We start from the raw sequence: 17,318 nt of genomic DNA, 5'->3' as shown, positions 1-17,318 counted from the left end.
CTCATAGCGGATCGCGGGCGTCGAGCTCGCGGTGTCGGACGAGAGGGGGGGCGTCGACGCCGAAGCGCCGCGCCAGCTGCTCCACCAGGTAGACCGAGCGGTGCTGGCCGCCGGTGCAGCCGATCGCCACCGTCAGGTAGCTGCGCTGGTCCTGCTCGAAGGCCGGCAGCCAGCGGCGCAGGAAGGCCTCGATCTGCACCAGCATCTCGCCGACCTCGGGCTGCGCCTCCAGGTAGCGCGCCACGTCGGCGTCGCGCCCGGTCTGCGGCCGCAGTTCGCGGATGTAGTAGGGGTTGGGCAGCATGCGCACGTCGAACACGTAGTCCGCGTCGAGCGGCACGCCGTGCTTGAAGGCGAAGGACTCGAAGACGAGCGTGAGCGACGAGGCCGGCGCGTTGACCGAGGCCTTGATCCAGCTGCGAAGCTGCGCCGCGCGCAGGTGGCTGGTGTCGATCACGCTCGAGGCCTCGCGGATCTCCGACAGCAGCTCGCGCTCCAGCCCGATCGCGTCGAGCAGCGCGGGCCGCGCGTCGCCCTCCCCCACGTGCTCGTCCGACAGCGGATGGCGCCGCCGCGTCTCGGAGAAGCGGCGCAGCAGCGTGTCGGTGCTGGCGTCGAGGAAGATCGACTGGATGCGCACGCCGGAGGCGCGCAGCCGCTGCATCACCGGCAGCAGGTGCGGCAGCGACTTGGCGCTGCGCACGTCCACCGCGATCGCGAGCCGGTCGGAGTATTCGCCGAGCTCGAGCTGGATCAGCGACTCCAGCAGTTCTGGCGGCAGGTTGTCGACGCAGTAGTAGCCGGCGTCCTCGAGCGCGTGCAGCGCCACGGACTTGCCGGAGCCGGAGATGCCGGTGATCAGCACCACCTCGGGGACGGCAACGCCGCCGCCCGAGGGCAAGGGAACGAGAGTCATGAAGGTCTGCGGGCGCGTGCGCCGTCGTTGGGGCCGGCCGCCGCGACCGTCGCGGCAGCGGCCGAATCGAGCATCTCCTGGGCGTGCGCGAAGCTGGTGCCCGACAGCCGCTCGCCGCCGAGCATGCGCGCCACCTCGGCAACGCGCTGCTCGCCGCCGACCGCCGCGAGCGAGCTGGCCGTCACGCCGTCGCGGCTGGCCTTGCTGACGACGTAGTGCTGGTCGGCGCAGGCCGCCACCTGCGGCAGGTGCGTCACCGCCATCACCTGGCGGTCGCGGCCGAGCTGCTTCATCAGGCGGCCCACGGTGTCGGCCACCGCGCCGCCGACGCCGGCGTCGATCTCGTCGAAGATCAGCGTGCCGGCCTCGCCGAGGCGGCTGGTCGTCACCGCGATCGCCAGCGAGATGCGCGACAGCTCGCCGCCCGAGGCCACCTTCGCCAGCGGCCGCGGCGTGCTGCCCTCGTGGCCGGCGACGCGGAACTCGACGCCCTCGGCGCCGAAGGACTGCGGCGCGTCCAGCGGCAGCAGCGCCACGTCGAAGCGCCCGCCCGCCATGCCGAGCTGCTGCATCGCCTGCGTCACCGCCGCGGCGAGCCGCGGCGCCGCCTCGGCGCGCTGGCGGCTGACCCGTTTCGCGGCCTCGTCGAAGGCTTGGCGCGCCGCCGCGGCCTCGCGCTCGAGCGCGTCGAGGTCGGTGGCGGCGTCGAGCTGGCGCAGCTCGTCCTTCCAGCCCTGCAAGAGCGCCGGCAGCTCCGCGGGCGTGCGCCGGTAGCGCCGCGCCAGGCCCATCCAGGCTGACATCCGGTCGTCGAGCTCCTGCAGCCGCTCGGGCTCCAGGTCGTCCTTGCCGAGGTAGGCGTTGAGCGTGTGCGCCGCGTCCTGCAGCTGCGCCTGCGCGCCGAGCAGCACCTCGATCACGCCGGCGAGCGAGGTGTCGAAGCCGCTGACCGACTGCAGCCGCTCGATCGCGCGGGTGGTGAGCGTGTCGGCGCTGACGTCGGCCTCCGAGATCCCGTCGAGCGCGTCGCGCGCGGCCTCGAGCAGCGCCTGCGCGTGGCTCAGCCGGCGGTGCTCGGCGTCGAGCTCGGGCCACTCGTCGGCGCCGGGGGCGAGCTTGTCGAGCTCGCCGATCTGCCACTGCAGCCGCTCGCGCTCGCGCTCGAGCTCGGACTGGCGGCTGCGCGCGTCGTCGAGGCGCTGCTGCGCCTCGCGCCACTTCGCGTAGGCCTGCGCCAGCGGCCGCATGTCCACGCCCGCGTAGGCGTCGAGCAGGCCGCGCACCGAGTCGGCGCGCGTCAGGCTCTGCCAGGCGTGCTGGCCGTGGATGTCCACCAGGTGCTCGGCGGCGACGCGCAGCTGCGCGACGGTGGCCGGGCTGCCGTTGATCCACGCGCGGCTCTTGCCCTGCGCGTCGATCACGCGGCGCAGCAGCAGCTCGTCGCCGGCGTCGAAGCCGGCCTCGTCGAGCCAGGGGCCGAGCGCCGCGGGCGCGTCGAACACCGCGCTGATGTCGCAGCGCGGCGCGCCCTCGCGCACCACGCCCGCGTCACCGCGGCTGCCGAGCGCGAGCTGCAGCGCATCGATCAGGATCGACTTGCCCGCGCCCGTCTCGCCGGTGAGCACCGAGAAGCCGCCCGCGAGCTCGACGTCGAGCTCGCGCACGATCACAAAGTCGCGCAGGGCCATGCGCCGCAACATTCAAGCCCCTCCCTCGTTCCAGTGCAGTTTCTTGCGCAGCGTGGCGTAGTAGCTCCAGCCGCGCGGGTGCAGGAAGCGCACCTGGTGCGCCGAGCGCCGCACGCAGACGCGGTCGCCGTGCAGCAGCGAGGCGAGCGACTGCATGTCGAAGTTCACGCTCGCGTCGCGGCCGGCGACGATCTCGATCGTGATCGCGCAGACGTCGGGCAGCACGATCGGGCGGTTCGACAGCGTATGCGGCGCGATCGGCACCAGCACCCAGCCCTTGACCGCCGGGTGCAGGATCGGCCCGCCCGAGGCGAGCGCGTAGGCGGTGGAGCCCGTCGGCGACGCGATGATCAGGCCGTCGGCGCGATGGTTCGCGACGAAGCTGCCCTCGATCTCGACCTTGAGCTCGACCATGCTCGCGGTGGCGCCGCGACTGACGACCACGTCGTTCAGCGCGATGCCCTCGAAGATGCTGCGGCCGTCGCGCAGCACGCTGCCCTCGAGCATCGTGCGGTGCTCTTCCTCGTGGTCGCCGGCGAGCATGTCGCCGAGCGTGGTGCAGAGCCGGTCGATCTCGACGTCGGTGATGAAGCCGAGCCGGCCCTGGTTGATGCCGATCAGCGGTACGTTGAAGCGCGCGAGCTCGCGCGCGATGTGCAGCATCGTGCCGTCGCCACCGACGACGATCGCCAGGTCGCACTCGCGCCCCATGCCGGCCACGTCGAGCGCCGGATAGTCGCTCATGCCGGTGTTGAGCGCCGTCTGCGCCTCGAGCGACACATCGATGCCGCGACGCATCACGAACTGCGCGATTTCCTCCAGCACCGGCCGGATGCCCCGGGCCTGGTACTTGCCGATCAGCGCGGCATGACGGAAGCTGGATTGCATGTCGGGATTACACCACAGGCCCCCGGTACGAGCGGGGCGGGCCCGGGGGCTGCGGAGGTGATGCAAAAGTCGCGCCCGCGCCCCCGGACAAAGAGCGCCGCAGCGGCACGCGACACGGGGCCGACCTAAAATCCCCCCATGCTCGATGACCGCGCCAAGACCCTGCTGAAGACCCTGGTCGAGCGCTACATCGCGGACGGCCACCCGGTCGGCTCGCGCACGCTCTCGAAGGCCTCGGGGCTCGAGCTGTCGCCCGCGACCATCCGCAACGTGATGGCCGACCTCGAGGAGCTCGGCCTGATCGCCAGCCCCCACACCTCGGCCGGGCGCATCCCCACCGCGCGCGGCTACCGCCTCTTCGTCGACACGATGCTCACGGCGCGCGCGCAGGTCCCGTCCACCGAGCCGCCGGAGGTGGCGAGCGCGCGCGGGCAGCTCCAGCCCGACCAGCCGCAGCGCGTGATCGCGAACGCGGCGCACCTGCTCTCCAGCCTGTCGCAGTTCGTCGGCGTGATCACCGCGCCGCGCAAGAGCTCGGTGTTCCGCCACATCGAGTTCCTGCGCCTGTCCGAGCGGCGCGTGCTCGTGATCATGGTGGCGCCCGACGGCGACGTGCAGAACCGCGTCATCTTCACCGAGCACAACTACAGCCAGGCGCAGCTGGTCGAGGCGACCAACTACCTCAACAGCCACTACGCCGGCCTGACGATCGAGGAGACGCGCGAGCGGCTCAAGACCGAGGTCGACGCGCTGCGCGGCGAGATCGCCGTGCTGATGCAGGCGGCGGTGCAGGCCGGCTCCGAGGCGCTGGCCGAGAACGAGGACCAGGTCGTCATCTCCGGCGAGCGCAACCTGCTGACGGTGCAGGACTTTTCCAGCGACCTCGGCTCGCTGCGGCGGCTGTTCGACCTGTTCGAGCAGAAGACGCAGCTGATGCGGCTGCTGGACGTGTCCAGCCGCGCCGAGGGGGTGCGCATCTACATCGGCGGCGAGAGCCAGGTGGTGCCCTACGAGGAGCTGTCGGTGGTGTCGGCGCCCTACGAGGTCGACGGCCGGGTGGTGGGCACGCTCGGCGTGATCGGCCCGACGCGCATGGCCTACGACCGCATGATCCAGATCGTGGACATCACGTCGCGGCTGGTGTCGAACGCGCTGAGCCAGAAGTAGCGGCACTACAATCGCGGTCTTTCCTGCCACGCGGCAGGAGCGAGGTCCGGCGCCTGGGCGCCCGGAGTCGCAAGACAGGGGGCCGTTAGCTCAGTCGGTTAGAGCAGAGGACTCATAATCCTTTGGTCGTTGGTTCAAGTCCAACACGGCCTACCAATGAAATCAAAGGCTTAGGCGCGATTCGAGAGGGTCGCGCCTTTTGCCTTCCAGGCCGTGTCCGCCTCCGTGTCGTGGTTTCACGCGCCCCCTTCCCCTCCTGCGACACGACAGCTCGGTCAGCAGGAGAGCTGCCCCCGCCGGACTCCCCTGCGCTCGGCATAGCCGAGGCTCACCTTCGTTTGGGCGTCGAGTCTCCTGCCGGGTACTTCTGAGCATTCAGCGCCAGCTTGGCGGTGACCGCCTCATTGAGATCGACCCCCAGCACCGAGGAGAGCCTCACCAGGTAGAGGAGCACGTCTGCCAGTTCCTCCCTGACGGCCTGCGCCGTCTTCGGGTCGCTGCCGACCGTCTTCGACTGCTCCTCGGTCAGCCACTGGAACACCTCCACCAACTCGCCGACCTCGCCGGTCAGCGCCATGGCCAGATTCTTCGGCGAGTGGTACTGATTCCAGTCCCTGTCGTCCGCAAACCTCTGCAGTGCCGACTCCAAGGCGGAAACGTCTATCAAGCGGGGTTTTGGGGTCATCGATGTCATTCCGATCGGCTCTGGAAGAAGCGGGGCGTGCTGGGCGGCTACCGGTTTCATGGACACCTCGTCAAGGTGGAAGACGAGACTGGAGGTGGCGTGGAGCAAGCCCGCATCCCCCTCCCTCGGCGGTGCGCCGCTCTCCTGCCTGCGCATCCTCGATGCGCTCATGACATCCACTTTAAGATCCCCGGTATCGGGAGCGCCGGAACGGGCGTGCGAACGCAACCCCGGGCAGAGGTGCGGGGCTTCGTGGCATCCGGCGGGAAGACGGTGAGGACGCGTATCCCGCCAGTGGCCCGGAAGCCCCTGCGGCCGCCCTCCGGCGCCACGCGATCCCCGACGATGGAACACCGCGCACGAGCGTGACGGCCGGCGCTGCAGGAGAAACGCGAGTTGTCGATCGGTCCGAATACAGAGCATCCCCACCCGGCTGCCCGGTATGGCGCGGCGCTGCTGATCGTGCTCGTGGCCGCGGCAGTGCGCTGGGCACTGCAGCCGGTGATGGGCGTGGCTCCACCCTACATCACCTTCTATCTGGCCGTCGTGATGGCTGCCGCATTCGGCGGTTTCGGGCCGGGGCTGTTCGCCACCTTCGTCGGCGGCCTGCTCGGGATCGGGCTGGCCACCATGCCTCTCGAGAAGCTGCTGCTCTTCACTCCGGCCGAACAGGTGCGGCTGGCGATCTACCTGCTCAGCGGACTGGGCATCAGCCTCATCGCCGGAAGCATGCACCGCGCCAGGGGCCAGGCCCGCGAAGAGGCCGCCCGACTGCGCCAGACCACCGAAGAGCTCCGCCTGGCGAACGAGCGGCTGCGCGAGGCGGACCGAAGCAAGGACCGCTTCCTGGCGGTGCTCTCGCACGAGCTGCGCAACTCCCTCATGCCCATCAAGCACAGTCTCCAGGTCCTCGACCGGGCGCCGCCCGATGGAGAACTGGCACGCCGTGCCCGGGCCACCATCGAGCGCCAGATCGACCAGATGACCCGCCTCGTCAACGACCTGCTGGACGTCTCGCGCATCACCAGCGACAAGCTCGATCTCCAGCACGACCGGATCGACCTGCGCCAGGTGGTGGACCGCACCCTGGAGGACCATCGCCCCGTCTTCGAGGCGCGAGACCTGCGCCTGGAGGACCGACTGCCCCCGCACCCGGTCTGGCTCGGGGGCGACGCCGCCCGGCTCTCGCAGGTGCTCGGAAACCTGCTGCACAACGCGGCCAAGTTCACGCCCGGTGGCGGCGAGATCCGGGTGATCCTGGAGCAGCACGACGGACGGGCAGCCCTTCGCGTGCGGGACAACGGCGTCGGCATTCCGCAGGACCTGCTGCCCCGCATCTTCGAGCCGCTCACCCAGGCCGAAGGACCTGCGAAGCCCGGGGCAGAAGTAGGGCTGGGCCTGGGCCTGGCGCTGGTGCGGCGCCTGACCGAGGCCCACGGCGGCTCGGTGGAGGCGCGAAGCGAAGGGGAAGGCAAGGGGGCCGAGTTCGTCGTCACGCTGCCGGCCGAAGCCGGGCCGAAGCCAATCCCCGGCGGGAATCCGGCCCCGTGAAACGCGGGCGGCTCCTTCGGCCCGGCTGCAGCTGATGCACGGGCCGCTGATCGACACGCCGCGCCGTACGCGGACGGGCCGCCCCTCCCCTCTCCAGGCAGGCCCCCCTCACGGCCGCCGCCCGTGCCGCTCGACCTGCTCCTGCGCCTCGCGGACCTCGCGCTGCAACTCCGCGAGGTAGCGCGAACGCTCCTCGCTCTCCCACTCGGCCGCGGAGAAGGCCGCGAGCGGGTGCGTTGCGCTCAGGTGCACCCGGCCCACGCGCCGCTCCATCAGCGCACGGTCGGGAAAGCTGTCCGGCCGCAGCAGGAAGGCGTCCACGTCGCGCAGCGTCAGCGGGAAGACCGGCTTCGCGTCGCGCACCAGCTTGCCGAAGAGCGACAGCCGGAACTCCTGCGCGCCGGCGCCCACCTCGTCGTTGAAGGTCAGCAGCGCGAAGGGCTCGCCGGTGGCGTCGTCGAGCCGGCCGCTCACCACGTAGCGGCCCGGCTCCCGGACCTCGGCGGGCAGGTAGAAGTTCAGGGCGCCCTCCTCCAGCGCCTCGCGCACGCCGCCGCTCCAGGTGGCCGGGGGCGCGCCGGTCAGCACCATGTCGAAGTAGGCGGAGGCCTGCTGCCGGCCGTGCTGCAGCGCCAGCTCCACCCGCAGCTGCCCGTCGAGGCCCGCGAATCCCTGGCGCTGCGGATGCAGCCGCACCCCGTGCACGCCGTCGCCCGCGCGCACGTCGCCCTCGAGGCCCTCGTCGTTGAAGTTCACCGGCTGCACCGGGTAGAGCGAGCCGGCATGAGGTGGCGGGATCTCCCGCGCCACGGCGCTCGTCACCCTCAGGGGCAGCGCGCGCCCGTCCTCGCCGTGCAGGCTCACCGAGAGGTGCACGCTCTCGCCGTCGAGCAGGAACACGCGCTCCTGGCTCGTGCGCAGCTGCACGCCCGGCACCGCCTGCGCGTCGGCCGTGCGCCAGGCCATCTCCTCCTCGACCGGCCGGTTCGGATGCGTCTGGTCGCGCTGCTCGGCGAGCGGCCGCGACTCGTGCGGATAGCGGGTGGACGCGCGGTAGGCCTCCAGCGTCTGCTGCGCCTGCTCGAGGCGCTGCCGCCAGCCGGCCAGCTCGCGCTGCCGCGCCTGGAGCGAGGCTGGCGTGAAGGGGCTGCGGGACGCGGGCGCGGCGGACGAGCCGGAGGGCGCGGGCACCGCCGCAGCCACCGCGGTGTTCGCCGGCTCCGCTGGGGCCGCCTGCCGGCCACCCGGATCGCGGCCCGGGTTGTGGCCCCACCAGCTCAGCAGCAGCAGGGCCGCGAGGGCGGCCGCGAACCACCAGGCCGCCGCCCCGCGATGTCGTCTGCGGTCCATCGCGGCACCTACCGGGCGTTGAGCTCCATGTCGGCGCGCATCGGGGCGACGATGCCGCCCCAGTTGCGATCCGTCGAATGCCGGTAGACCTGGCGGTCGTCGCGCAGGCGGACGGAATGGTTGAACCACTTGAGCCGGCCCCCCTGCGTCGGCTCGGTGCCGAGCGTCAGGTCGTTGCAGAACCAGTCGGCCGGGTTGCAGTAGGTGCCGCCACTCGAACCGGAAACGCCCCCGCTGGAGTGGTAGGCCACCGCGTTGTCGTCCTGTCCCGGCAGGGAGGCCGAGTAGAAGGCCCCCCTGGCCCCGGCGTACATGTAGAACATCCTGCCGCGGGTGTTGTTGTGGTTGTAGAGCGCGCGGGCCGTCGTGGTCTTCAGGTCGGAGACGAGCGGCTCGGACGTCGTCCAGCTACCGTTGTTGGCCAGCTCCGAGCCGCCCCCGGCGCCGCCGGCAACGTACACCCACTTGATGTTCCAGCCGGTCTGCGTCGTGCCGTCGCTGTTGGTGCACTGCCCGTCCGAGCGGGGCACCGGGTTCTTCTTGTAGCGCTGCGAGCCGCCGTAGAGGTCGAGCACGTAGCCGATCATCAGGTTGCCGGCGCTGTGGACGGCCAGATAGCACCAGTTGGGGCCGGTGCAGAAGCAGTCGAGCGCATTGCGCAGGCGGTGGTCCTGGGTGGAGATGCGGTTGTAGCCGTCCCAGTTGACCGAGCGCTTGTTGACGCCGGCGTTCGCAGTCGCCGGCCCCCAGTAGGTGAAGTCGGCGTAGTTGCCGATCTGCCCGACGCCGCCGCGTCCGTGGACCCAGAGCGAGTAGTTCGCCGCGACCGCCGACAGCGCGACCAGCACCGCCGACACCGATCCTGCGAGGACGAACAAGCGAGCCTTCTTCATGGCGGCCTCCTGACTGCTCCGGGGCAGGGCCAGTATCTGCCTGCCCCTCGTCCGGGGCTCAGGGGACTAACCCGAAGTGCCTGCTCACATCCGGAAGAGATCCTGGAGCCCGCGGAATGCGCCTTCTCCTCCCCTATCAACACCATAGGTCAAAGCAATAAATAAACAAGAATCAATAGCATTAAACTCATTCCCAGTCGAGAACGAGGCCCCGCAGGGGCGGAAAGGTCAAGGCTTGGAAATGGCGAAGTCGGCAGCTTTCGGGACCGTGCACCTGGGCATCGCATTCGTCGTCTGCTATGCGCTCACCGGGGACTTCCTCGCGGCCAGCCTGTTCACGATGGTGGAGCCGGCCTGCAACACGGTGGCGCACAAGTTCTTCGACGACTGGTGGACGCGCTCGGGCCGCCGATCGGTCTGGGCGAAGGCGGCGCTCTTCGGCGCGCTGCACGTCGCCGTCGCCTTCGCGGTCTGCTGGGCGCTGACCGGCAACCTGCTCGCCGCGAGCCTGCAGATCGTCATCGAGCCGGCCTGCAACATGATCGCCCTGGTGTTCTTCGACCGCTGGTGGGACAGCGAGCGGGGCCGCAGCCTCCGCGCAGGCCTCGCGATGCGGATGCAGGGCGCGGCCGCGGCCTGAGATCCTGCTCCCTTCCGGCAAGGCCGCCCTCCCCGGGCGGCTTTTTCATGGGTTCCTGCCGGCGGCAGCGCGCCGGAGTCGTTCCGCAGCCCGGCCCGAAGTGGTCGAGGCGCTCCTGCCGGCCCAGGGTCCGGCGCTTGCTGAGGCTGCAGGGAGCACCCAGGAACCCGGGCTGCCGCAGACGGCCGGCGGCCTCGATCCTCCGCAGCAACGACAGGAGCACACCCTTCCATGAATGCACATGAACGACTCCGCGTGGTACGGCTCGTCACGCGCCTGGCCGAGCAGGCCGACATGCCCAAGGATCCGGAGGCCCTCCGGGAACTGGATGCGCTCATGAAGGTGCGCCCCGACGCGCCCTACCTGCTGATGCAGCGGGCGCTGATGCTGGAGCTGGCCCTGGAGCAGGCGCAGCTCGAGCTGGAGCAGCTGCGCCAGGCCACGCAGGCGTTGCCCACGCACTTCCCTGCGGCGGCGAGGCCGCGACCCCTGCCTGCCTCGCCCGCCGGGGGCATCGCCTCCCGGGTGCTGGGCGGGATCGCCCCCTCCTGGGGAATGGGTCGCCCGGTGGCGCGGCACGGCTCCTACGGAGGAGGCGGCGGATTCCTGCGCAACGCGGCGGCCGTCGGCGCGGGCGTGCTGGGCGGCAGCCTGCTGTTCCAGGGCCTGGAGAACCTGTTCGACGGCGACGAGCAGCATCACCACCACTACGGAGGCGACGCGGGGCAGGCAGGCCTTCAGCACGACGCCGGTTTTGCCGGGGATGCGGGCTTCGACAGCGGTGCGCTGGACGAGGGCGGCGGCTTCGGCCTGGACCACGACGACTGGGTGTAGGCGCCCGCGCCCGCCACTGCGGCGCCTGCCGCAAGCCGTCGCGCCGGGGGCGGCCCTCGGGAGCTCCCGGCGGAACGGCTCATCCGCGCCGCGCGCGCGCTTCGGGCATCGGCACCACCGCGGCGGACGCGGCGTCCTGCGCCTGGCGCATCCAGTGCGCCTGCTCCTGCCCGAAGGCGTTCATGCCGGCCTGGACCAGCTCGAAGAGGAAGCGGTTGTAGTTCACCATCAGGCCGCGCACCAGCTCGGCAAAGGCGTCGGACTGCGCCACCTTCGCGAGGTTGTCCTGCACCTGCGAGGCGAGTTGGCGGCTGTCGACCTCGGCGCGGCCGCTGACCGCGTTGCGCGAGGCCTGCTCGAAGAACTTCTGCGCGTTCGCCATCCACAGCGACACGATCTCGGGCGACGCGGAGAAGCGGGTGAGCAGCTGCATGTTGTCCTGCGCGAGCCGAACGTAAGGCTGCACCAGGGCTTGCTGGGCCTCTTGGCTGAATTGCGGGGGAAATTGCACGGGGCCTCCTCGGCTTGAAACGGGCCTGCCCGGCGAGGCAGGGTGCCCCACCGGTATGCTGCGTCGCAGCAAGGCGCGTTCCCGCCCGGCCCGCCGCACTCCCCCCGGCCAACGGGCGAAGGAGCGTTCAGGCGCTCGGCTCAGTACAGGATGCGGCAGCGGATCGTGCCCTCCACCGCGCACAGCTCGCCGAGCGCCACCTGGCTCGCATTGCTGTCGACGTCGATCACGACGTAGCCGACCTCGTCGTTGGTGCGCAGGTACTGCGCCGAGACGTTGATGCCGGCGGCCGAGAAGCGCTCGTTGACGCGCGCGATCACGCCGGGGACGTTGCGGTGGATGTGCAGCAGCCGGCTGCGCCCGGTGTGCTCGGGCAGCGCGACCTCGGGGAAGTTGACCGCCGAGACGGTCGAGCCGTTGTTGCTGTAGCGGATCAGCTTGGCGGCGACCTCGCGGCCGATGTTGGCTTGCGCTTCCGCCGTGGAGCCGCCGATGTGCGGCGTGAGCAGCACGTTCTCGAAGCGGCGCAGCGGCGAGTCGAAGTTCGCGTCGTTGCCCTGCGGCTCGACCGGGAAGACGTCGATCGCGGCGCCGAGCAGGTGGCGGCTCTCGAGCGCGGCGGCGAGCGCGTCGATGTCGACCACGGTGCCGCGCGAGGCGTTGATCAGGTGGCTGCCGGGCTTCATGCGCGCGAGCTGCTCGGCGCCGATCATGTCCTGCGTCTGCGGCGTCTCGGGCACGTGCAGCGTGACGATGTCGGAGACCGCGAGCAGCTCGTCGAGCGAGTCGGCCTGGCGCGCGTTGCCCAGCGGCAGCCGCGCTTCGATGTCGTGGAACACGATCGACATGCCGAGCTGCTCGGCGAGCACGCCGATCTGCGTGCCGATGTGGCCGTAGCCGACGATGCCGAGCGTCTTGCCGCGCACCTCCCAGGAGTTGGCCGCGCTCTTGACCCAGCCGCCGCGGTGCAGGATGGCGTTCTTCTCCGGGATGCCGCGCATCAGCATGATGATCTCGGCCAGCACCAGCTCCGCGACGCTGCGCGTGTTCGAGAACGGCGCGTTGAACACCGGGATGCCGCGGCGCATCGCCGAGCCGAGGTCGACCTGGTTGGTGCCGATGCAGAAGCAGCCGATCGCGGTGAGCTTCGATGCCTGCTGCAGCACTGCGTCGGTGAGATGGGTGCGCGAGCGGATGCCGACGAAGTGCGCGTCGCCGATCGCGTCGAGCAGCTCGTCGCCGGCGAGCGCCTTCGGCGCGGTCACGATCTGCGTGTAGCCGTCGCGCTGCAGCGACTCCACCGCCGACGGGTGGATGCCCTCGAGCAGCACGAACTTCAGTTTTTCCTTCGGGACCGACAGGCGCGTGGACACGGTGGACTCTCCTTGTGGCGGGATCGGGGCGGGCGCCGCCTCACGGCAGGCGACCCGGCAGGCCTCAAGCCTAGTCCCGGGCGGGGTGCCCCCGGCGGCAGTCGGGATGTTGGGGGCGCGGCCCGCGCGACGCTCAGCCCGGCTGCCCGGCACGCGCGTCGCCGCCGAGCGCCTGATGCAGCGTGACGCGGTTCTGCAACCGCTCGAGCCGGTTCTGCAGCAGCGCGGCCTCGGCCTGGCGGCGCGCCTGCTGCGCGTCGAGCCAGGCGCGCAGCGGCTCGGCGCCGGCGCGGTAGCGCAGCTCGTAGAGCCGCTCGGCCTCGCGCGCATCCTCGAGCGCGCGCTGCAGCCGCTCGCCCTGCGCCGCGTACTGCGTGCCCGCCGACAGCGCGTCCTCGACCTCGGCGAGCGCCTGGTAGAGCGTCTGGCGAAAGCCCGCCACCGCCGCGTCGTAGTCGGCCTGCGCCACCTGGCGGTTCAGGCGCAGCTCGCGCCACTGCAGCAGGGGCAGCGCGAGCGCGGCGCCGAGCGTGCCGACCGGGTCGCTGACGGCGCTCGCCAGCGCGCTGCTGCTCGTGCCCAGACTGCCGGTGAGCGTGAGGCGCGGGTAGAAGGCGGCGCGCGCGGCGTCTTCCGTCGCGAGCAGCGAGCGCAGGCGCAGCTCGGCCGCGCGCAGGTCGGGCCGGCGCGCCAGCAGCCCGGCGGGCAACCCCGCATCCACCGCCGGCAGCGCCGCGTCGGGCAGCGCGGGCTGCTCGGCACGCGCCGCCTGCGGAGGCGCGTCGAACAGCAGCGCGAAGGCATGGCGCGTCTCGACGCGCTGCTGCAGCAGCTGCGTGTGCGCGGCCTCCTGGGTCGCGAGCGAGCGGCTCGCCTCGCGCAGCTCGAGCGCCGACACCGCGCCCGCGCGGCGCTGCGCCTCGACCAGCTGCAGCGTGCGGCGTGCGTGCGCGATGCTCTGCTCGCTCAGGGCGATGCGCTGGTTCAGGTAGGCGAGCTGCCAGTACAGCGTCGCGGTGGTGGCGGCGAGCGACAGCGCGGTGGCCTCGCGGTCCTGCGCACTCGCCTCGGCCGCCCACTGGGCGGCATCGCGCGTGCGCGCCAGCCGCCCCCACAGGTCCGTCTCCCAGGACACCGATGCGCTCGCGCTGCGCCGCGTGGCGCTGGCGCCGCCGCTGGCGAAGGTGCGGCTCGACGTGGCGCCCAGGCTCGCGCCGAAGTCGGGGGCGAGGGCCTCGGCGGCGAGCCCTGCCTGCAGTTGCGCGCGGCGCACGCGGATCGTCGCGGCGGCGAGGTCGTTGTTGCGCGCGAGCGCCTCCTGCACCAGCGCGTCGAGCGCCGGGTCGCCGAAGCGCTGCCACCAGCGCGCCTCGTCTGCCACGAGCGCCGCGCCGTCGGCGGCGGCGGCCGCGCCATCGGCGGCAGCGGCCACGGCGGCCGAATCGCGCTGCGCCTGCTGCCACTGCGCGGGCAGGTCGAGCGCGGGGCGCGCGGGCTGCTGCGCGGGTGCGGAGAGCGTGCCGCAGCCGGCCAGCAGCGCGGCGGCGACGAGCGCGGCGAGCGCCGGGCGGAAGGGAGGGGGCATGGCAGGAATCATTCTCGGGAGAGTGCGTCCACCGGGTCGAGCCGCGCCGCGTTGCGCGCCGGCAGGAAGCCGAACAGCACGCCGATCAGCGTCGAGCAGGCGAAGGCGGCGACGATCGACGCGGTGGAGTAGATGAACTCGAAGGTGCCGGCGCGGCCGAACAGCCAGCCGGCGCCGAGGGCCGTCGCCACGCCCAGCACGCCGCCGAGCAGGCACACGAGCACCGCCTCGATCAGGAACTGGCGCAGGATGTCGCCCCGGCGCGCGCCCACCGCCATGCGCACGCCGATCTCGCGCGTGCGCTCGGTGACCGACACCAGCATGATGTTCATCACGCCGATGCCGCCGACCAGGAGCGAGATCAGCGCGATCGACGAGATCAGCAGCCGCATCGTCTCGGTGGTGCTCTCGACGGTCTGGCGGATGCTGTCGCTGTTGCGCACGAAGAAGTCCTTGCTGCCGTGGCGCTGGGTCAGCAGCGCCACGAGCCCCTGCTCGGCCGCGACGCTGGGCACCTCGTCGCCGATGCGCACCGTGATGCTGCGCAGGTGCGACTGGCCCATCAGCCGGCTCATCACCGTGGTGTAGGGCAGGTAGACGCGCAGGTTCTCGTCCGCGCCCGCGGCGCCCTGCGCATCGGCGGCGACCGCGACGACGCGCACCGGCACCGCGCCGACGAAGATCACCTGGCCGAGCGGGTCGGCCTCCTCGCCGAAGAGCTGGCGGCGCGTGTTCTGGTCGATCACCGCCTCCTGCGCGCGGCGGCGCACGCCGTCGGCGTCGAAGGGCAGGCCCTGCGCCATCGCCAGGCCCCGCACGCGGAAGAACTGCTCGCCCACGCCCTGCACGCTGGCGTTGGCCGACACGCTGCGCCAGCGCAGCACCTGCGAGGTGCTGACGCCCGGCGTGACGCTGTCGATGTAGGGCTGCTGCGCCAGCACCTCGGCGTCGCGCGGCACGAGCGTGCGCACCGCGCCCGAGCGCGTGTCGCCGAAGCCGCGGCCGGGGTAGATGTCGATCGTGTTGGTGCCCATCGCGCTGATCTCGCGCAGGATGCGCTGGCGCGAGCCCTCGCCGAGCGCGACCACCGACACCACCGACGCGATGCCGATGACGATGCCGAGCATCGTCAGGAAGGTGCGCAGCCGGTGCGCGAGCATCGCGTGCAGCGCCATGCGCAGCGCCTCGCCGAGCCGGTCCCATTGCGCGCGCAGCCCGCTGCCGGCGGCCGGGCGCACGCTGCCCGCCGGCAGCCGCGGCGGCACCGGCGCGCCGGGATTGCGCCGGTCGGCGACGATCTCGCCGTCGCGGATCTCGATGATGCGCTGCGCGTGCTGCGCGACCTGCGGGTCGTGCGTCACGAGGATCACGGTGTGACCCTCGGCGTGCAGCTCGGCGAGGATCTTCATCACCTCGCGGCCGCTCGCGGTGTCGAGTGCGCCGGTGGGCTCGTCGGCAAGGATCACGTCGCCGCCGTTCATCAGCGCGCGCGCGATGCTCACGCGCTGCTGCTGCCCGCCCGAGAGCTGGCCCGGGCGGTTGCGCAGCCGGTCGGCCAGGCCCAGACGAGCGAGCAGCGCCGCGGCGCGCTCGCGCCGGGCCTGCGCGTCCTGCCCGGCGTAGATCGCCGGGATCTCGACGTTGGCCGTGGCGTCCAGGTCGCCGAGCAGGTGGTAGCGCTGGAAGATGAAGCCGAAGTGCTCGCGCCGCAGCCGCGCGAGCTCGTCGGGCTCGAGCTCCGAGGTCTCCTGGCCGGCGACGCGGTAGCTGCCGCGGCTCGGCCGGTCGAGGCAGCCGAGGATGTTCATCAGCGTCGACTTGCCGGAGCCCGAGGCGCCGATGATCGCGACCATCTCGCCCGCCCCGATCGAGAGATCGATGCCCTTGAGCACCTCGACCGTGTCCTCGCCCGCGGGGAAGGCGCGCCCGACGCCGCGCAACTCGAGCAAGGGAGCGTGAGCCGGGCCCATCAGAACATCCCGGGCTGGCGGCGCTGGCGCGTCTCGGAGCGCGCGCCCGCAGCGGTCTCGCCGATCACGACGCGCTCGCCGGCGCGCAGCCCCTCGAGCACCTGCACCTGCAGCCGGTTGTTCAGGCCGGTGCGCACCAGCCGCGTCTCGACGCGCTGCGCGTCGCCGCGCCCGCTCACCACGCGCACCGGGTGCCTGCCCTCGCCGTCGGCGGGCCCGAGCGCGCTCGCGGGGATGGTGAGCGCCTGGCTGGCGCGGCCGAGCACGACGAAGACCTGCGCGGTCATCGAGATGCGCAGCCGCCCGTCGGGGTTGGGTACGTCGAAGAGGCCGTTGTAGTAGATCGCCTGCGTCGAGCTGCTGCCCGTGCCGGTGCTCGTCGTGCTCTCGTTCCTGATCGACTCGGGCGCGGGCTCGATCGCGCGCAGCGTCGCCTCGTAGCGCCGGTCGGGGTCGCCGAGGATCGTGAAGTACACCGGCAGCCCGGGCCTGACGCGCGTGACGTCGCCCTCGGAGATCTGCGCCTTGACCGTCACCCTGTCCATGCGCGCGAGCTTCAGGATCGTCGGCGCCGACTGGTTGGCGTTGAGCGTGCGGCCCTCCTCGGCGACGACGGCGACCACCACGCCGTCCATCGGCGCGGTGATGCGGGTGTAGCCGAGGTTGAGCCGCGCGGTGTCGAGCGTCACGCGCGCCTGCGCGATCTGCGCGTCGAGCTGCGCGACCTCGGCGCGCAGCGTGTCGAGCGACGCCTGCGCCGCCTCGAGCGACTGGCGCGAGGTGGCGTCGGCCTCGAAGAGCTGGCGCGCGCGCGCATGGGCGAGCTCGGCCTGCTTCAGCGCCGCCTGGCGCGCGCGGCGCTGCGCCTGCACGGTCTCGATCTCGGCCTGCGACTTGCGCAGCGTGTTCTGCTGCGGCAGCGAGTCGATCTCGGCGAGCAGCTGGCCCTGCGTGACGGTGTCGCCGAGCGCGACCTTCAGCGACTTGAGCTGGCCCGAGACCTGCGCGCCGACGCTGACCTGCTTGGCGGCCTCGATCGTGCCGGCGGCGAGCACCGTGTCCTCGATGTCGGCCACCGTGGCCGGTGCGGTGAGGTACTGCGGCGGAGGCGGTGCCGCGAACTGCCAGCGCCACAGCGCGAGGCCGGCGGCCAGCAGCAGGACCAGCAGGGCGGCAATGCGGCCGGGCGTGATGCGGATTCTCTTGGGGGGCGCCGTGGAACTCATGCACCGAGTCTGCCGTGCCGGCACTTCCCCATTGTTGAAGC

15 protein-coding genes and 1 tRNA gene are annotated in these 17,318 nt (G+C 72.0%); 5 read left to right on the top strand and 11 right to left on the bottom strand.

What is annotated here, in order from left to right:
* Position 1: 1 nt before the first annotated feature.
* The 3 genes from rapZ to D3A59_RS00210 are packed head-to-tail and all read right to left on the bottom strand — an operon-like array spanning position 2 to position 3,492.
* Positions 2 to 916, bottom strand: a complete 915-nt coding sequence (gene rapZ / locus D3A59_RS00220) for an RNase adapter RapZ (RefSeq protein WP_119152921.1) — start codon at positions 914 to 916, stop codon at positions 2 to 4.
* On the bottom strand, positions 913 to 2,616 hold the full coding sequence (gene recN, locus D3A59_RS00215) for a DNA repair protein RecN (protein ID WP_119152920.1): 1,704 nt from the start codon (positions 2,614 to 2,616) through the stop codon (positions 913 to 915). Before recN ends, rapZ begins: the two co-directional genes overlap by 4 nt.
* Positions 2,617 to 3,492: an NAD kinase gene (locus tag D3A59_RS00210; RefSeq protein WP_119152919.1), complete on the bottom strand. Its 876-nt coding sequence runs from the start codon at positions 3,490 to 3,492 to the stop codon at positions 2,617 to 2,619.
* A 138-nt stretch (positions 3,493 to 3,630) separates the two neighbouring features.
* Between D3A59_RS00210 and hrcA the strand changes: the two genes are divergently transcribed.
* Together hrcA and D3A59_RS00200 are read left to right on the top strand one after the other, a co-directional pair.
* A complete protein-coding gene (hrcA, locus tag D3A59_RS00205) occupies positions 3,631 to 4,659 on the top strand; it encodes a heat-inducible transcriptional repressor HrcA (RefSeq protein WP_119152918.1) in 1,029 nt (342 codons plus the stop codon).
* A gap of 79 nt (positions 4,660 to 4,738) precedes the next feature.
* Positions 4,739 to 4,815 (top strand) — tRNA-Ile (locus D3A59_RS00200).
* Positions 4,816 to 4,987: 172 nt separating this feature from the next.
* Here D3A59_RS00200 and D3A59_RS00195 read toward each other — a convergent pair.
* Positions 4,988 to 5,344, bottom strand: a complete 357-nt coding sequence (locus D3A59_RS00195) for a nucleotide pyrophosphohydrolase (protein WP_205665062.1) — start codon at positions 5,342 to 5,344, stop codon at positions 4,988 to 4,990.
* A gap of 396 nt (positions 5,345 to 5,740) precedes the next feature.
* Here D3A59_RS00195 and D3A59_RS00190 point away from each other — a divergent pair, with 396 nt between their 5' ends.
* Complete coding sequence (locus D3A59_RS00190; protein WP_119152917.1) at positions 5,741 to 6,895, top strand: sensor histidine kinase; 1,155 nt, start codon at positions 5,741 to 5,743, stop codon at positions 6,893 to 6,895.
* 108 nt (positions 6,896 to 7,003) lie between these two features.
* On the opposite strand, the gene D3A59_RS00185 is transcribed toward D3A59_RS00190, so the two are convergent.
* On the bottom strand, positions 7,004 to 8,245 hold the full coding sequence (locus tag D3A59_RS00185; protein WP_119152916.1) for a hypothetical protein: 1,242 nt from the start codon (positions 8,243 to 8,245) through the stop codon (positions 7,004 to 7,006).
* An 8-nt stretch (positions 8,246 to 8,253) separates the two neighbouring features.
* Positions 8,254 to 9,138: a hypothetical protein gene (locus D3A59_RS00180; RefSeq protein ID WP_119152915.1), complete on the bottom strand. Its 885-nt coding sequence runs from the start codon at positions 9,136 to 9,138 to the stop codon at positions 8,254 to 8,256.
* A gap of 241 nt (positions 9,139 to 9,379) precedes the next feature.
* On the opposite strand from D3A59_RS00180, the gene D3A59_RS00175 reads away from it, so the two are divergent.
* Both D3A59_RS00175 and D3A59_RS00170 read left to right on the top strand, forming a co-directional pair.
* Positions 9,380 to 9,778: a DUF2061 domain-containing protein gene (locus D3A59_RS00175; RefSeq protein WP_119152914.1), complete on the top strand. Its 399-nt coding sequence runs from the start codon at positions 9,380 to 9,382 to the stop codon at positions 9,776 to 9,778.
* Between the two features lie 231 nt (positions 9,779 to 10,009).
* Entirely contained in the window at positions 10,010 to 10,612 is a 603-nt protein-coding gene (locus D3A59_RS00170) for a DUF2076 family protein (protein WP_119152913.1), read from the top strand.
* Between the two features lie 79 nt (positions 10,613 to 10,691).
* Here the strand turns inward: D3A59_RS00170 and D3A59_RS00165 are convergent, their stop codons facing one another.
* The 5 genes from D3A59_RS00165 to D3A59_RS00145 all read right to left on the bottom strand — a co-directional run bounded on the left by D3A59_RS00165 (position 10,692) and on the right by D3A59_RS00145 (position 17,277).
* Positions 10,692 to 11,078: a hypothetical protein gene (locus D3A59_RS00165; RefSeq protein ID WP_157991337.1), complete on the bottom strand. Its 387-nt coding sequence runs from the start codon at positions 11,076 to 11,078 to the stop codon at positions 10,692 to 10,694.
* A gap of 185 nt (positions 11,079 to 11,263) precedes the next feature.
* Complete coding sequence (gene serA, locus D3A59_RS00160; protein WP_119152911.1) at positions 11,264 to 12,496, bottom strand: phosphoglycerate dehydrogenase; 1,233 nt, start codon at positions 12,494 to 12,496, stop codon at positions 11,264 to 11,266.
* A gap of 133 nt (positions 12,497 to 12,629) precedes the next feature.
* Positions 12,630 to 14,081: an efflux transporter outer membrane subunit gene (locus D3A59_RS26060; protein ID WP_240635866.1), complete on the bottom strand. Its 1,452-nt coding sequence runs from the start codon at positions 14,079 to 14,081 to the stop codon at positions 12,630 to 12,632.
* Between the two features lie 8 nt (positions 14,082 to 14,089).
* Positions 14,090 to 16,051: a MacB family efflux pump subunit gene (locus D3A59_RS26055; RefSeq protein ID WP_119152909.1), complete on the bottom strand. Its 1,962-nt coding sequence runs from the start codon at positions 16,049 to 16,051 to the stop codon at positions 14,090 to 14,092.
* Positions 16,051 to 17,277 carry an efflux RND transporter periplasmic adaptor subunit gene (locus tag D3A59_RS00145; RefSeq protein WP_119152908.1) on the bottom strand — a complete coding sequence of 409 codons (1,227 nt, stop codon included), beginning with the start codon at positions 17,275 to 17,277 and terminating at the stop codon, positions 16,051 to 16,053. The genes D3A59_RS26055 and D3A59_RS00145 overlap by 1 nt, the downstream gene beginning before the upstream one ends.
* Positions 17,278 to 17,318 lie beyond the last annotated feature (41 nt).

Source organism: Caldimonas tepidiphila (assembly GCF_003569765.1).
Lineage (GTDB): Bacteria > Pseudomonadota > Gammaproteobacteria > Burkholderiales > Burkholderiaceae_C > Caldimonas > Caldimonas tepidiphila.
This window is presented reverse-complemented; position numbering and strand designations above follow the sequence as displayed.

Bases quoted from the DNA above. Each gene is read 5' to 3' on its own strand.
- rapZ (WP_119152921.1), bottom strand. From the start codon at position 916: ATGACTCTCGTTCCCTTGCCCTCGGGCGGCGGCGTTGCCGTCCCCGAG.
- recN (WP_119152920.1), bottom strand. From the start codon at position 2,616: ATGTTGCGGCGCATGGCCCTGCGCGACTTTGTGATCGTGCGCGAGCTC.
- D3A59_RS00210 (WP_119152919.1), bottom strand. From the start codon at position 3,492: ATGCAATCCAGCTTCCGTCATGCCGCGCTGATCGGCAAGTACCAGGCC.
- hrcA (WP_119152918.1), top strand. From the start codon at position 3,631: ATGCTCGATGACCGCGCCAAGACCCTGCTGAAGACCCTGGTCGAGCGC.
- D3A59_RS00195 (WP_205665062.1), bottom strand. From the start codon at position 5,344: ATGACCCCAAAACCCCGCTTGATAGACGTTTCCGCCTTGGAGTCGGCA.
- D3A59_RS00185 (WP_119152916.1), bottom strand. From the start codon at position 8,245: ATGGACCGCAGACGACATCGCGGGGCGGCGGCCTGGTGGTTCGCGGCC.
- D3A59_RS00180 (WP_119152915.1), bottom strand. From the start codon at position 9,138: ATGAAGAAGGCTCGCTTGTTCGTCCTCGCAGGATCGGTGTCGGCGGTG.
- D3A59_RS00175 (WP_119152914.1), top strand. From the start codon at position 9,380: ATGGCGAAGTCGGCAGCTTTCGGGACCGTGCACCTGGGCATCGCATTC.
- D3A59_RS00170 (WP_119152913.1), top strand. From the start codon at position 10,010: ATGAATGCACATGAACGACTCCGCGTGGTACGGCTCGTCACGCGCCTG.
- D3A59_RS26060 (WP_240635866.1), bottom strand. From the start codon at position 14,081: ATGCCCCCTCCCTTCCGCCCGGCGCTCGCCGCGCTCGTCGCCGCCGCG.
- D3A59_RS26055 (WP_119152909.1), bottom strand. From the start codon at position 16,051: ATGGGCCCGGCTCACGCTCCCTTGCTCGAGTTGCGCGGCGTCGGGCGC.
- D3A59_RS00145 (WP_119152908.1), bottom strand. From the start codon at position 17,277: ATGAGTTCCACGGCGCCCCCCAAGAGAATCCGCATCACGCCCGGCCGC.